Source organism: Halomonas sp. R57-5, assembly GCF_900070345.1.
Taxonomy (GTDB): Bacteria; Pseudomonadota; Gammaproteobacteria; order Pseudomonadales; family Halomonadaceae; genus Vreelandella; species Vreelandella ventosae_B.
Window position 1 is genome coordinate 74874 of sequence record NZ_LN813019.1, and the last position, 14905, is coordinate 89778.

General features: G+C 58.0%; 15 protein-coding genes. 9 read left to right on the forward strand and 6 right to left on the reverse strand.

All coding sequences use genetic code 11. The features are described from left to right. Nucleotides 1-103: 103 nt before the first annotated feature. The 5 genes from HALO_RS00365 to HALO_RS00385 form a co-directional block, all read right to left on the reverse strand. Nucleotides 104-982 (reverse strand): shikimate dehydrogenase family protein, encoded by an 879-nt coding sequence (locus tag HALO_RS00365; protein ID WP_050712807.1) that lies wholly within the window; start codon nucleotides 980-982, stop codon nucleotides 104-106. Continuing rightward, nucleotides 979-2865, reverse strand: coding sequence for a bifunctional sugar phosphate isomerase/epimerase/4-hydroxyphenylpyruvate dioxygenase family protein (locus HALO_RS00370; protein ID WP_050712808.1), 1887 nt, complete (start codon nucleotides 2863-2865; stop codon nucleotides 979-981). The genes HALO_RS00365 and HALO_RS00370 overlap by 4 nt, the downstream gene beginning before the upstream one ends. A 28-nt stretch (nucleotides 2866-2893) precedes the next feature. Then, nucleotides 2894-4159: a TRAP transporter large permease gene (locus HALO_RS00375; protein WP_035556110.1), complete on the reverse strand. Its 1266-nt coding sequence runs from the start codon at nucleotides 4157-4159 to the stop codon at nucleotides 2894-2896. After that, a complete protein-coding gene (locus HALO_RS00380; RefSeq protein ID WP_022521152.1) occupies nucleotides 4156-4653 on the reverse strand; it encodes a TRAP transporter small permease in 498 nt (165 codons plus the stop codon). Before HALO_RS00380 ends, HALO_RS00375 begins: the two co-directional genes overlap by 4 nt. 88 nt (nucleotides 4654-4741) lie before the next feature. Further along, nucleotides 4742-5749, reverse strand: a complete 1008-nt coding sequence (locus HALO_RS00385; protein WP_231896777.1) for a DctP family TRAP transporter solute-binding subunit — start codon at nucleotides 5747-5749, stop codon at nucleotides 4742-4744. On the opposite strand from HALO_RS00385, the gene HALO_RS23690 reads away from it, so the two are divergent. The 9 genes from HALO_RS23690 to pcaG all read left to right on the forward strand — a co-directional run bounded on the left by HALO_RS23690 (nucleotide 5640) and on the right by pcaG (nucleotide 13735). After that, nucleotides 5640-5915, forward strand: coding sequence for a hypothetical protein (locus HALO_RS23690; protein ID WP_152561144.1), 276 nt, complete (start codon nucleotides 5640-5642; stop codon nucleotides 5913-5915). The two genes, HALO_RS00385 and HALO_RS23690, sit on opposite strands and share 110 nt — an antisense overlap. A 101-nt stretch (nucleotides 5916-6016) precedes the next feature. Then, on the forward strand, nucleotides 6017-6700 hold the full coding sequence (locus HALO_RS00395; RefSeq protein ID WP_035556106.1) for a TetR/AcrR family transcriptional regulator: 684 nt from the start codon (nucleotides 6017-6019) through the stop codon (nucleotides 6698-6700). Between the two features lie 149 nt (nucleotides 6701-6849). Further along, a complete protein-coding gene (locus HALO_RS00400) occupies nucleotides 6850-8148 on the forward strand; it encodes a class-II fumarase/aspartase family protein (protein WP_327050259.1) in 1299 nt (432 codons plus the stop codon). A 174-nt stretch (nucleotides 8149-8322) separates the two neighbouring features. Next, the gene (locus tag HALO_RS00405; protein WP_035582176.1) at nucleotides 8323-9156 is read left to right on the forward strand and encodes a CoA transferase subunit A; all 834 of its coding nucleotides are present in this window, start codon (nucleotides 8323-8325) and stop codon (nucleotides 9154-9156) included. Continuing rightward, entirely contained in the window at nucleotides 9156-9929 is a 774-nt protein-coding gene (locus HALO_RS00410) for a CoA-transferase subunit beta (protein WP_035582173.1), read from the forward strand. The genes HALO_RS00405 and HALO_RS00410 overlap by 1 nt, the downstream gene beginning before the upstream one ends. A 10-nt stretch (nucleotides 9930-9939) precedes the next feature. Next, nucleotides 9940-11142, forward strand: a complete 1203-nt coding sequence (pcaF, locus tag HALO_RS00415) for a 3-oxoadipyl-CoA thiolase (RefSeq protein WP_050712809.1) — start codon at nucleotides 9940-9942, stop codon at nucleotides 11140-11142. 10 nt (nucleotides 11143-11152) lie between these two features. Further along, nucleotides 11153-12322, forward strand: a complete 1170-nt coding sequence (locus HALO_RS00420; RefSeq protein ID WP_035582168.1) for an alpha/beta fold hydrolase — start codon at nucleotides 11153-11155, stop codon at nucleotides 12320-12322. Nucleotides 12323-12354: 32 nt separating this feature from the next. Continuing rightward, nucleotides 12355-13086 carry a protocatechuate 3,4-dioxygenase subunit beta gene (pcaH, locus tag HALO_RS00425; protein ID WP_050712810.1) on the forward strand — a complete coding sequence of 244 codons (732 nt, stop codon included), beginning with the start codon at nucleotides 12355-12357 and terminating at the stop codon, nucleotides 13084-13086. A gap of 16 nt (nucleotides 13087-13102) precedes the next feature. Then, on the forward strand, nucleotides 13103-13735 hold the full coding sequence (gene pcaG, locus HALO_RS00430; RefSeq protein WP_172821645.1) for a protocatechuate 3,4-dioxygenase subunit alpha: 633 nt from the start codon (nucleotides 13103-13105) through the stop codon (nucleotides 13733-13735). Between the two features lie 94 nt (nucleotides 13736-13829). On the opposite strand, the gene HALO_RS00435 is transcribed toward pcaG, so the two are convergent. Continuing rightward, nucleotides 13830-14852, reverse strand: coding sequence for a TRAP transporter substrate-binding protein (locus HALO_RS00435; protein WP_050712811.1), 1023 nt, complete (start codon nucleotides 14850-14852; stop codon nucleotides 13830-13832). Between the last annotated feature and the right edge of the window lie 53 nt (nucleotides 14853-14905).

Genomic DNA, 14905 nt, shown 5'->3' on the forward strand with positions numbered 1-14905 from the left:
TAGTTATGTTCGAATGGCGAATAACTGTACGTTATTTTGCCAGAACTTTACGATAAGAGCTTCACGATCAGAACTTCACGACAAGCGCTTCGAGGCCCGAACGTTATGATACGGAGCGAGCAGAAGGCGTGACGAGCTGTTCTATGTAGTGTGTACGTAGCGGTATCACATGCGGGTCGATCTGTTCGGGGGCGATACAATCCGCGGTGAAAAAGCGAAATGCATCCACGCCCTGAAACACAAACAGATCAACACCCGAAAGCGTTTTGGCGCCCGCCTGGTGGGCGGCGTTTAACAGCTCGGTGKGAGCGGGGATGTAAACCGCATCAAAGACCCAGTGCTGATCGCTAAGCCCGCTGGTATCAATGGGGCAGCCAGGGTGGTTGATGTGGCCAATGGGTGAGCAGTTGACCACGCCCTGCCAATGCGGCAGTTCTCGCTGTGCCTGTTCAGCCGTTACGCATGCCGCGTTAATACCCATGGCGTTAAGGTCATGGCAAAGGCTTTCTGCTCGCGAGGCATCGTGTTCGAGAATGTGGATATGACTCACGACAAGCTCCCCCAGCGCACACGCCACTGCGCGGCCCACGCCCCCGGCGCCGATCAACAGCACATCGCCTGCGGACTGACTGCCGAAGGAGTGACGGTAGGCGCTGATGAAACCGGTGTAATCGGTGTTTTCAGCGCGCAGACCGTCAGCGTCAAACAGCAGTGTGTTGGCGGTGCCTACCCGTCGTACGCCTTCGCCGCGAATATCAGCCAACTGCGCGGCTTGTTCCTTGAAGGGAAACGTAACGTTGGTTCCCCGGTAGCCCTCGGTACGCAGCTTTTGTATGGCGTTGGGAAAGTCAAAATCTGCTACCCCCAGGCTATCAACTAAATCGTAGCGTACTGGCTCGCCTAACGAGGCACCCAGGCGTTCGTGTAAATCCGGGGATTGCGATTTGGCAATKCCTTCCCCTACCAGKCCGAGTTTGATCATGCTTGGCTCTCTCCTGTGTCATGGTTTGGCGTTTTTTGAGCAATGCCATCAATTTCTGCTTCTAGACGCTGCTGCGCGGTGACGCGCACAAAGGCATTTGGCGCGCCAAGCCCTTGGTAGCCATCACGCTGCACTAGCTCAAAGAAGAACGCCTGGCGGCCGGGCTGGGTATATAACTGATAGAAGTCGCCGTTGCTGTCTTGATCAAAGAGTATGTGGTGCGCCTGCATCCATGCTTGGGTTTGCGCAGGAAGGTCAACGCGTGCGGCCAGGTCGCGGTAGTAGTTACCGGGAATCGGCAGCACCGGAGTGCCCGCCTGCTGAAGCGCTGCACTGGTGTCGCGCATGGAGTTGGTGCGCAGGGCGACATGGTGAATCCCCGAGCCGCCGTACTGGCGCACGAAACGGTTACTGGCAGTATCCGGCGAGGCACTGGCGTTAAGTGCCAAGCAAAAGCGGCCATTGTAGTTTTGCAGCACCTGGCTCTGGATCAACCCGCGGGGGTCGGTGACATCGAAGGAGGGCGTTGGCGCCAGCTGAAAAATAGCGCGGTACTGCAGCATCAGCGAGAGGTAGTCGTGGTAAGAGAGCGCTACGCTGATATGGTCGATATCCACCAACGCCCCCTGGGGGACGGGCTGAACATCGACAGTGAACTCACGATCCCAGGTACGGCTTATTTGTGAGTCGTCAATAATATAGGAGAGGCTGCCATCCACATTGCGCAGTGCACTCATACGGTGGCTGGCACCCACCTCTTCGGGCTCGACAATATCGTAGCCCAGCTTGTCTGCCCGCTTAAACGCTTCATAGGCGTTGCCCACACGCAGGCCAATGGCGGTGATGGCAGTGGCATCGCGACCCGGTACTCGGCCAGTGAAGTTCGACTCGGTGTTGAGCACCAGATTAACGTCGCCCGCGGCCCAACGCTCGGCGTTGAGCGTATGGTGGCGCCCCACGCAGGCCATACCCAGTGCGCTGAGCAACTCGCGCAGCGGTGCTAAATCGGCAGGCTCAACGGCGATTTCCAGAAAGGCGACCGACTCAATCGGCTGGGGCGCGGGAATGCCGCTTTCACTCTGCATGCTGCGCAGCAAATTGTACGAGCGCAGACCGTCGCGGGCGGTCTGGTCGCTGTGGCCCATGCGGAAGACATCGTTAAAGATTTCGTGGGAGAGCGGGCCGTCGTAACGGGTCTCCTCCAGCATGGCCATAAACTTATCCATCTGCAGCTCGCCCTGGCCGGGGAAGCAGCGGTAATGGCGGCTCCACGACAGGTGATCCATAGAGAGACGCGGCGCATCAGCGGTCTGAACTAGAAAGATGCGATCCCCGGGGATGCGGCCAATGGTGCCCAGCTCCGTCTGGCGGGAGAAAATATGGAAAGTATCCAGTACCAGCCCCACATTGGGGTGTGCAGCGCGGCGCACCACTTCCCAGCTGTCGCGGTAGTCGTGAATGTGGCGGCCCCAGGCCAGCGCCTCATAGGCCACGCGCAGGTTACGCCGCGCGGCACGCTCGCCGAGCTCATAGTAGTCATCGGCGGCGCGGCTTAAACCCGGGAGTGAATCAGGGTGGACGGTACTGCACGCCATAAGTAGATCTGTGCCGAGCTCCTCCATCAGGTCAAACTTATGCTCGGCTCGGTCGAGSGCCCGCTCCCGGGCGCGCCCCTGCAGGCCTTCAAAGTCCCGAAACGGCTGTAGGGTGACCAGCTTAAGGCCGCGGGAGCGAATCAGCTCGCCGGCCTCCCGTGGAGTGCCAGTAAATGCCGTTAGGTCGTTTTCAAATAGCTCAAGCCCCTCAAAACCAGCCTGGGCGATGGCGTCTACCTTCTCTTCCAGCGAGCCGCTTAGGCAAACCGTAGCAATGGATGAGTACATGGCATCACGCTCCTTGCATTGAGGAATATCAGTARCCCGCCAGACGCGGCAGGAAGGTGACCAGCGCGGGGACGAAGGTAATCAGCAGCAGGATCAAAAACTGCACGCCCAGCATCGGCAGAATGCGGCGGATAATCGGCCCCATACCCACGCCGGAGACGGAGTCGGCGACAAATAGGCAGAGTCCCATGGGCGGCGTGATCAGCCCCATCATCAGATTGAAGATCACCACGATGCCGAAGTGCAGCGGGTCGATACCCAGCGCCATGGCAATGGGGTGGAGGATCGGCACGAGCACCAAGATGGCCGCTATACCCTCTAAAAACAGTCCCACCACCAGCAGGAGCAGAATCACGGCGATCAGGAAGGTCCACTGGGTATCGATGCTCATCAGCGCCCACTCGGTGAGCATGTTGGGTACGCGCTCGAACGTTAACACCCAGTTGGCCGCAGCGACCGCGCCCATGATGACCATAATCACCGCGCTATCGCGCATGGCGCGGGCGAAGATAGCGGGCAGATTAACCAGTTTGATATTGCGGTAGAGCACCACACCCAGAAGCAGCGCGTAGACTACGGCAAAGGCCGCCGCTTCAGTAGGCGTGACAATACCAGCAAGAATCGCCCCGACCACAAATACCGGCATGAGGGCCGGCAGCAAACCATGCAAAAGGGCATGGCGGCGTGACTGTTTCTTGGTTTGTGCAGCGCCAAGGTCACCGGCAAAAAAGTAGACGTAGATGGAAAGCCCCAATGCCAGCAAAAAGCCCGGCACGATACCAGCCAAAAACAGCCCCGGTACCGACACCCCCGACACCGTCAGCGCGTAGATAATCACCGGAATACTGGGTGGAATAATCGGGCCAATGACCGAAGAGGCAGCGGTGAGCGCAGCAGCAAAATCCCGGGGATAGCCCTCTTTCTCCATTGACGGTATAAACACCCGCCCAAGCGCGGAGGTGTCGGCAATCGCCGAGCCGGAAAGGCCAGCAAAAATCACCGAGGCCCAGATATTCACGTGTGCCAGTCCGGCTTTAAGACGGCCGACAATGGCGGTGGCCAAGTTAATAATCCGGTGCGTGATACCCGCCTCGTTCATCAGCTCGCCAGCCAAAATAAACAGCGGTATGGCCAGCAGCGGGAAAGACTCCATCCCGCCGAAAAACTGCTGAGAGACGATACGGATGTGGTAGGGCAAATCGCCGGTGCTCATCAGCACCGTTAGCGAACCGAGGATGGCAAAGGCAAACGGCACACCAAGCAGAATAAGGGCTAGAAGCAGTATAAAGATCATGCGGATGTCTCCTCGTCCTGTTGATTGCTCAGACGCAGGCCCGCCATCACCAGTGCAGAGAGGCTGAGCAACCCGCCGCCAATTAGCATGGAGGCTTGAAACAGCCACATCGGCATCCCCGTGCTTGATGAGGTGCGGCCTCCGCGGGAGGCGAGGAATTCAACGGCTGACCACATCAAGCCAATGCCCACCACAAGCACTACTAGGTCAACGGCCACGGCCTGCCAACGCACCCAGCGCGGCGGCAGTAGACGACGAATAAGGTCAAAGCCGATATGTTTGTCCTGCAAGTACGCCCAGGACATGCCAAACATTAGGCCGTAAATCATCAAATAGATGGCGGTATCTTCTCCCCAGGTAATGGAGCCGCCATAGGTGTAGCGCGCAAAGGCATTGCCCGCGACCAGCAGGAAAATAAGCACCATGGCAAGCCCTGCCAAGCTGCCATTGAACAGGATCAGGCCGCGGTGTAGCCGGGCGAGAAGATGAGACATAAGAGCACCTTCGATCGATAGTCAGGCACGCAGGGTCGCGAGTGGGCCACCTAAGGCCCACTCGCAACGCGCTTTGTTTAGGCAGGGGTTAGAAGCGCGCGGACGCCTCTTCCACAGCGGAAGAGAGACGCTCGATCCACTCTGCATCATCGCCAAGCTCTTCGGTCAGGTACGCCTGCACCGGCGGCTGGGCGGCTTCGCGGAAGGCCTCCATCTGCTCAGCGGTGGGCTGGGTGATCTCCATGCCCTCTGCTTCCAGTTTGGTGATCCCCTCAGCCGAGTTGAACTGCTGAATGGCACGGCCGGTGGTACCCGCAACCACGGCGGCACGCTTAACGGCAGCTTGCTCTTCCTCGCTTAGCGACTGAAAGATCTCATCGTTAATCAGCAGGTGATCGACGCCGTAAACGTGGCGATCCAGGGTCAAATAATCCTGAAACTCATAGAAATTATTGCCGTAGATCACGGAGATCGGGTTCTCCTGGCCATCGACTACGCCGGTAGCCAGCGCTGTGGGTACTTCACCCCAGGCAATACCCTGGGGCTCGCCACCCAAAGCGCTAACCATTTCCAGGTAGAGCGGAATGGTTTGAACGCGGAACTTCAGGCCTTCCATATCCTCAGGCGAGTTGATCGGGCGCACGGAGTTGGTGAAGTGGCGGAAGCCCGTTTCGCCGTAAGCCAGCGTGCGTAGGCCGGTTTCCTGCAAGCAGTGTTCGGCGAGTGCGGTACCGAACTCGCCGTCCATTACTTGCCAAGCAACGGGCGCTGACGGAAAGGTGTACGGGATATCCGTGACAGCGACCGCCGGGCAGAAGTTGGCGTAGGCACCGGAGACCATCGCAATGCTGATGGTGCCATCCTGAGCACCTTCAATAAGCTCGGTTTCACCGCCGAGCGAGCCAGCGGGGTAGAGCTCTACGGTGAGATCCGTTTCGGCTTCCACCAGATTTTTAAACACCTGACCCGCTGCGCCTTTTTTGGAGGTGGTCCAGTCATCGGGGTCGACGTGGGCAAAGCGTAGCGTTTGGGCAGAAGCATTCGCTGCGGCAACCAGCGTAGCCGTCGCGAGGGCCGCCGTCAGCGCGCGTTTCAAAGGCAGTTGCTTCAATGTAAACCTTGGGGTCATAAACTTGGGGTTGGTAAACATAGGGCTTGTAAACATAGGGCTTGTAAACATAGGGGTCAGAGACATTGTTGTTGTCCTCTTGTCGGGCCGTTGTTATAAGGTTTGGAAAAGCCTAAAGCAGTGGCGTGTTTAGCCGTTCCATCCTGTCACAATCAACAATGTACGAAATGGTACGTTCAGTCAAGCTATGGCATACTAGACCAAAGACGACCACGACAATAAAAGGCATGCTCTATGACAGCTCCTTCTACCAAGGCCAGTCCCCCTGCCGCAGGGCGACGGCGTAAAAATGACCCCGAATCCGTACGCGCCGATATTCTTGCGGTGGCCACTCGCGAGTTTTCCGAAAAAGGCCTCTCAGGGGCCCGGATTGATGAGATCGCCGAAAAAACACGCGCCTCCAAGCGCATGATTTACTACTACTTTAATGATAAAGAGACGCTCTATCTGCACACCCTGGAAGCCGCCTATCAGAAAGTGCGCCTTCAGGAAGCCGAGCTTGATCTTGACCACTTAGCCCCCCTTGAGGCGCTTAGCCGACTAGTGCGGTTTACCTTCTGCCATCACGCCAAAAACCCCGATTTTATTCGCCTGGTAATGATCGAAAATATTCATCATGGCCGCTTTTTGGCGCAGTCAGAGTTGATTCAATCACTCAACGCCGGGGTGATTGATGCGCTCACCAACGTCTATGCTCGCGGTTTAGAGGTGGGCTGTTTTCGCGAAGGCTTGGATCCACGGGAACTGCACTGGCTGATTAGCGCGCTGTCGTTTTTCAATGTCTCAAACCAGCACACCTTTTCGCGGATTTTTGATTGGCAACAAGCCGCGCCTGAGAACCAGCGCAAACTAGAAGATCACGTTACCGAGATGGTACTGCGCTACGTGGGCACTGACGCTACGCTGTCGCAATCGTAAGTACCGGCCTATTTAGCGTATGGTTCGAATGACGAACATATGTACAATTCTGTTCTGAGTCGTGCCTTTATGAACTGTTTTGCTGGTTCTGAACAACGTTAATAGGAGGCGTAACGCCCATGCCTGCTGGATTTTTAAAGCATCCTTTTATGAGCCAGCGCGCCGTCGCTGAGTGTGACGATGACGCCATGGTGAATGCCATGCTGGCCTTTGAATTAGCCCTGGCCGAGGTACAGGAAACCAGCGGCGCGGTACCTGCTGGGGTTAGCCAGCAAATGCACGAACAGTTGGAAAATGCGGCTTTCAATAACGAAGAGATCGCGGCGGGCATTGCCAGCGGTGGCAATGTGGCGATTCCGTTTGTAAAGCAGAGCCGCTCGCTGCTTTCCGATGACATCAAGCGTTACTGGCATCAAGGGGCGACCAGCCAGGATGTCGTCGACTCCGCGCTGATGCTCCTACTTAAACCACGCTTGGCAGCGCTGGATGAACTGTTGGTGCGCTGCCGTTCAGCGGCGCTCACGTTGATGAACGCTCACGCTGATACGCCCATGGTGGGTCGAACGTTAATGCAGCAGGCACTCCCCATTACTTTTGGGGTGAAGGTGGCCCACTGGGCAATCGGCTTGGAGCAGAGCCGCCGCCGTTTGGGTGAGGTGGAACTGCCCGTTCAGTTTGGTGGCGCGGTGGGCGTGCACTCGGGCTGGGACACTCTAGGGCTTGAGTGGATGGACGCCTTGGCTGCGCGGCTAGGATTGGCGGTGCCAGTGCTGCCCTGGCATACCGACCGCTACCCCATTCATGCCCTTGGCACGGCGTTAGATGCCGTCGCGGGGGCCGCTGAAAAAATCGCCCTGGATGTGTCGCTGCTCACCCAAACCGAAGTCGGCGAAGTGGCGGAACCCTCGGCGCCGGGAATGGGCGAGTCTTCCTCCATGCCGCATAAGCGTAACCCGGTGCGCTGCGCGCTGATTCGCGGCGCCGCTCGGCAAGTGCATGGGCATGCGAGCGTGTTGATCAACGCTGCCGCCCAGCCCCTTGAGCGCGGGTTAGGTGAGTGGCATGCGGAGTGGGCACCGCTAATGGAGAGTGCTCTGCTGGTGGAGGGTGCCTTGGAGCAAGTGGCCGTGCTGCTCGAAGGGCTTGAGGTCTATCCCGAAAAAATGCAGCGCAACTTAGCCGCTACCGGCGGTGGCATTATGGCCGAGCCTGTCGCACGTTTGCTGGCGCCTAAACTAGGCGTTGAGAGAGCCAAAGCGATTAGCGCGGAAGCGGCAGAGACCGCACGCCGGGAAGCACGCCCCTATTCAGAGGTGCTTGCCGAGCATCCTGATGTGAAAGGAACCGTAGACCCTGATGCGCTGTGTAATGCCTGTGACCCTGCTTTATACCTTGGTAGCAGCGCAGCCCAGGTAACGCGTGGCAAAAAATGGCTGGAAGCGCAGTAACCCTATTTAAAAACAAAACGTTATGTTCAGCTTTGGAGTGGGTAGTGGGCTCGGCAGGGGCGTTTGGTGGTCGTCGATGCGTTTGACCCCAATAACGTTCAGCAGTAGATTGTTCGTATAGAGGATCTATGTTCGCTTAACGAACATCCTGCTAACCGTTAAGAGGCACCCATCATGGCCGAGTTTCTCAGCTTGCATGACGCGGTAGCGCGCTACGTCGAAGACGGCGCCACCGTGGCCATGGAAGGTTTTACCCACCTGATTCCGTTTGCTGCTGGTCACGAAGTGATCCGCCAGAAAAAGCGCGACCTGACCCTGATCCGCATGACCCCCGATATCATCTACGATCAAATGATTGGTGCAGGCTGCGCGAAAAAAGTCATCTTCTCTTGGGGCGGTAACCCCGGAGTGGGCTCGCTGCACCGCCTGCGCGATGCGGTTGAGAAGGGCTGGCCGCGCCAGATCGAGATTCTTGAGCATAGCCACGCGGCGATGGCCTGCGCCTTTGAAGCGGGCGCCGCGGGGTTACCGCTGGCGGTTTTTCGCGGCTACATCGGTAGCGAACTGCCCAGCGTTAACGATCAAATCAAATTCATCGAGTGCCCCTTTACCGGCGAGCGCTTAGCCGCAGTGCCCTCAGTGCGCCCGGATGTCTCGATCATTCACGCCCAGCGCGCGGATCGCCAAGGCAATGTACTGGTAGAAGGCATTGTTGGCGTACAGAAGGAAGCCGTACTCGCCGCCAAGCATAGTATTGTCACGGTGGAAGAGATTGTTGATGACCTGGGGGCTACCCCCAACGCCTGCGTGATTCCTAGCTGGGCCATCAGCGCCGTTGCGGTAGCGGAGAAAGGCGCGCTGCCTTCCTACACCCACGGCTACTACGGCCGCAGCAACCGCTTTTATAAAGAGTGGGATGCGATTGCTCGCGACCGCGACACCTTCACCCAGTGGCTCGATGACAACGTCTTTAACGTTGCCCAACATCATGCAGGGGAGAAAGCCTAATGAATCTGGAATATACCTCTTCTGAAATGATGTCGGTGACCGCTGCGCGGGCACTTGAAAATGGCATGACCTGCTTTGTGGGCATCGGCCTGCCCTCGGAAGCCGCCAACCTGGCGCGGCTGACTCACGCCCCTGATGTGGTGCTGATTTATGAGTCCGGCACGCTGCAAACCAAGCCCGATACGCTGCCGCTCTCCATCGGCGATGGTGAGCTGTGTGAGTCAGCGCTGACCACCGTGGCAGTGCCCGAAATGTTCCGCTACTGGCTACAGGGCGGCAAAGTGAGCGTGGGCTTTTTAGGCACCGCGCAAATCGACCGCTTTGCTAACCTTAACACCACGCTGATCGGCGATTACAAAGCGCCTAAGGTGCGCCTACCGGGCGGCGGCGGCGCGCCGGAAATTGCCACCAATGCCGGTGAAGTGTTTATCACCTTGAAGCACTCCAAGCGGGCCTTTGTGAAAGATGTCGACTTTGTCACCACGCTAGGCTTTGGCCGCGACGGCAAAGGCCGCGACAACGTGCCCAATATCGGCAAAGGCCCCACCCGGGTGATTACCGACCTGTGCGTGATGAAGCCTGATCCGGAGACTAAAGAGCTGGTGGTGGTATCGCTGCACCCTGGCGTTACCCGCGAAGACGTTATTGACGCGACCGGCTGGGAAATCCGCTTTGCCGAGCAGCTTGAGAGCACCCCAGAGCCCAGCGAAAACGAGCTGACGATTTTGCGCGAGCTCAAAGCCCGCACCGAGCGGGCCCACGCGGGCGAATAAGGAGTTTGCTATGAGTGACGTTTATTTATGTCATCCCCGCCGCACCGCAGTAGGCCGCTTTGGCGGCACCCTGGCCAGCGTGCGCCCGGATGATTTCGCCGCGACAATCTTTAAAGCCGTATTAGCCGAAGTGCCGAATCTTGACCCAGCCGCCATCGAAGAGGTGTTTATGGGCTGCGCCAACCAGGCCGGTGAAGATAACCGCAACGTGGCGCGTATGTCGTCGCTGCTGGCGGGCATCCCGMCCTCGGTACCTGGCACCACCATGAACCGCCTCTGCGGCTCAGGTATGGACGCCGTCGGCACGGCGTTTCGCGCCATTAAAGCCGGTGAGATGGAGCTGGCACTGGCAGGTGGCGTGGAGTCCATGTCACGTGCGCCCTATGTGATGGGCAAGGCCGACAGCGCCTTCGCCCGCGGGCAAAAAATTGAAGACACCACCATTGGTTGGCGCTTGGTCAACCCGCTGATGAAGAAAACCTACGGCATTGATTCCATGCCGGAAACGGCAGAAAACGTCGCCGAGCAGTTCGCTATCTCGCGGGAAGATCAGGACGCTTTTGCCCTGCGCTCCCAGCAGAAAGCCGCGGCCGCTCAAAAGGCTGGGCGCTTTGCCCAAGAGATCACTGCCATTGAGATTCCCCGCCGCAAACAGGATCCACTAATCTTTGATCAGGATGAGCATTTACGGGAGACCACTCTCGATAAACTGGCAGGTTTGCCTACGCCCTTCCGTGAAGGCGGCAGCGTGACCGCAGGCAACGCCTCGGGCGTTAACGACGGCGCGGCGGCGATGTTGGTGGCCAGCGAAGCGGCGGTTAAACAGCACGGTCTTAAACCGATGGCGAAAATCATCGGCATGGCGACCGCAGGCGTAGAGCCGCGCATTATGGGCTATGGCCCGGTACCGGCGGTGCAGAAACTGCTTAAGCGCACCGGTATCGCCATGGACGATATCGATGTGTTTGAGTTTAACGAGGCCTTTGCCGCCCAGGCGCTGGCCTGTATGCGCGACCTCGGCCTTAAAGACGACGACCCCCGAGTGAATCCTAACGGCGGCGCGATTGCCCTGGGTCACCCGCTGGGCATGTCCGGTGCGCGTCTGTTAATGACCGCTGCTCATGAGCTGCAAAACAGCGGCAAGCGCTACGCGCTGTGCACCATGTGTGTAGGTGTTGGCCAAGGTATCGCAACGCTGATTGAGCGGGTTTAACGGAGGCTTTATGGCATTTCACACAATCAATGGCCGCAGCGTGGCCTACCGGCTGCTCGGCGCTGAAAGCAATCCTCTGGTGGTGCTGGCGCACCCCCTGGGCATGAGCCAAGCGGTGTGGGATGACGTGATTCCCGCGCTGCTGTCTCGTTACCGGGTATTGACCTGGGATCTGCCTGGCCACGGTGCCAGTCAAGCGGTAAGCGGTGAACAAATCACTCCCCCAGACCTAGCCGCCGAGGCCTTGGCATTGGTGGAACTTGCGGGCGCACAGCGCTTCCACTTTGCCGGGACTTCAATCGGTGGCGTTGTAGGCCAGCAGTTGATAGCCGAGCATAGCGAACGCCTACTCTCAGTCACGTTGACCAACACTGGCGCGGTGATCGGCAACCCGGATCTCTGGAACACTCGCGCAGGGCGGGTGCGTCAAGAAGGCTTGGCGGCGATGTCCCAAGAGATCGTGCCGCGCTGGTTTGCTCCCGCGGCCTTTGAGGCAAGCCCCGCGCTGAAAGCAGGCTGGTGCACCCAGATGGGCCGTGGTGACGATGAGTCCTACGCCCAACTGTGCGAAATGCTTGGCCGAGATACCTTCACTGGCAAATTAGCTGCTAAGCAGGCCAAAGTGCAGCTATTTGGCGGCAGTGAGGATATGGCCACGCCGCCCGCAACGTTGGAAGCCCTGTCTGCGGAACTCGACGGCGCACCTTTGGAGATATTTGACGGTGTGGGTCATGTGCCTGCGGTAGAAGCCCCAGGGCTATTTGCTGAAAAACTACTCGCCGTATTGGCGGCTGATTTAGGCGATGTGGCGAACCACGGTGTGGCTTACGCCACCGGTCTTGAGACCCGCAAACAAGTATTGGGCGAGGAGCATGTGGCGCGCTCCACCGCCAACGCCAACAGCCTGGATGCTCCCTTCCAGCAGATGATTACCCGCTTAGCCTGGGGCGAGCTGTGGAGCAATGATGATCTCACGCGGCGTGAGCGCAGCATGATCACCACCGGCATTCTCGCCGCGCTTGGCCGTGAAGAGCTAACGCTGCACTTGAAAACCGCCAAGCGGATTGGCCTAACCCAGGCTGAGCTGCGCCAAGTGCTGATGCATGTGGCGATTTACGGCGGCGTTCCGGCTGCCAATCACGCCTTTGCCCTCGCCAAAGAGCTTGGCTGGGGCGAGTAGCGAATCAACATAATTGATAAGAGGTAAGGGCGATGACCCACGATAAMAAACGCTTTGTGGCACGCGACCGCAACTGGCATCCGCCCGCCTATGCGCCGGGCTATAAAACCTCGGTAGCGCGTTCCCCCCAGCAGGCGCTGGTAAGTATGCAGCAACCGACAGTGTCTGAACTGACCGGCCCGGATTTTAGCCACCTGCGCATGGGCCCCCACGATAATGACCTGCTGCTAAACTTCCGCCAGGATGCGAGCCTGGGCGGGTTACCCCAGGGCGAGCGGATTATGATGTTTGGCCGAGTCGTCGACCAGTTTGGCAAGCCAATACCGCACACCCTGGTAGAAATGTGGCAGGCCAATGCGGGCGGGCGCTACCGGCATAAAAAMGACAAGTACCTAGCACCGTTAGATCCCAACTTCGGTGGCGTTGGCCGCTGCTTGACCGATGACCAGGGCTTTTACCGCTTCCGTACTATCAAGCCTGGCCCTTATCCCTGGCCGAATGATATGAATAGCTGGCGGCCTGCGCATATTCACGTCTCGGTAACTGGTCCTTCAATCTCCACCCGGTTAATCACTCAGATGTACTTTGAAGGCGACCCGCTGATCCCGCTTTGCCCGATCGTGCATACACTGAAAGACCCGCTCGCGGTTGAGACGATGATTGGACGGCTGGATATGGCCCACAGTAAGCCGATGGACTTCCTTGCCTATCGTTTTGATGTGGTGGTGCGCGGTGAGCTGCAAACCTTCTTCGAAAACCAATAAGGGCAGGGGATAAATCATGAATCAGCCTAATAGCCAGCCGACCAGCGACCTGATGCTGCGGGAAACCGCCTCGCAAACCGCGGGCCCCTACGTGCATATTGGTCTTGCCCTGGCCGCTGCCGGTAATCCCGTGCGGGACGAAGAGATCTGGAATGAGATGGCCAAGCCTGACGCCGAGGGTGAGCATATCGAAGTGGTCGGCATTGTCATCGACGGCAACGGCGATCTGGTGCGCGATGCCTTTATTGAGGCGTGGCAGGCCGATGCTAACGGTGACTACCAAGCCGATTACGACCTTAGCAAACCGTTCAATAGCTTTGGCCGCACCGCGACGACGTTTGATCACGGCAGCGAGTGGTCGTTGACCACCCTCAAGCCCGGTGCGGTGAAGCACCCCAGCGGGCATTTAATGGCGCCGCATATTAACCTGACGCTGTTTGCCCGGGGTGTGAATATCCACCTGCAAACGCGGCTCTATTTTGACGACGAGACAGAAGCGAACGCCCAGTGCCCGGTGCTCACGCGCATCGAATCACCGGCACGCCGCCAGACCCTGATCGCCAAGCGCGAAGAGGTCGATGGTAAGGTGCGTTATCGCTTTGATATCCGCCTGCAGGGCGAAGGCGAGACGGTGTTTTTTGATTTTTGATCTGAGCATGCAGGGKTTTTAACACAGCTATAAAGGCAGCCAATCGGTTGCCTTTATAGTATGTCGATAGCGATGGTTACTTCTATTTCTTAACCTAAGCCGAGCAGCTTTGCTGTAAATCCATCGCGGCTTTGTAGATGTCGTTGGCAGAGCCGCCAATGTCATCTAAGTAATCATCAATGGTTTGCTGCAACACAGGGCCCCATTCAGGATCTTCGAGCGCGTCTTCGATGACGACGAACTCATGTCCGGCTTCGACGGCTTCTTCACGGCCTTGGCGTATCATCTCGTCGTAAACCTCCGCCGCGCGAAGCGACCACTCCAAGCCGCTGTGGTCATCAATCMCCTGCTGCAAATCGGCTGGCAGGCTGTCGTAGCTGCGCTGGCTCATGGTGGCGAACAGGGAAAGGTCATACAGGGGGACTTCGGTGTGGTACTGCGCCAGTTCATTCAGCCGGAAGGTCTTCATGCCTTCCCAGTTGAAACTGAGACCGTCGACGACACCACGCTGCATGGAGGTAAACACATCCGGCGCTGGCATACCCACCGCTTGTGCGCCAAGGCGCTCGAACATATCGCCCACCACCGGCGTGGGGCGGCGTAGGCGAAGGCCCTCAAGATCAGCTGGTGTTTCAATCAGCTGATCTTTGGTATGCAGATAACCTGGGCCGGTAGTGAACAAGAACAGAGGGCGCGTGTCGGCGTACTCCTGTTCAAAGTATCCCTGATCGTAAAGCGACTGGAGTATGCAGGCTCCTTGGCGGGCGCTGGATGACACSCCCGGTAGCTCGACGACTTGCGTGAGGGGAAAGCGGCCCGCCGTATAACCTTGGGCAGAGGCGCCAATATCGGCGATACCGCTGACAGCMCTTTCGTAGGTTTGAGCCGATTTCGCTAGCGTCTGGCTGGGAAAAACTTCTACTGTCAGCTGCCCATCTGACGCCTTCTCGACGCTTTCAGCCCAGGCTTGAAACAGCTCACGATCTATCATTGAGCCACCCGGCCAAACGTGCGCCACTCGAAGTGTGGTACTGGCTTCCACGGCGGGGGCCGCGAATGAAACGGCGAACACGCCAAATAGAGTCGCCTTGGCTAGATGTGTGGGTATTTTATTCATTGTCGTTATCCTGATGGCTAGTCAACGGGGTACGTTTTTGTAACTGTTTTTAT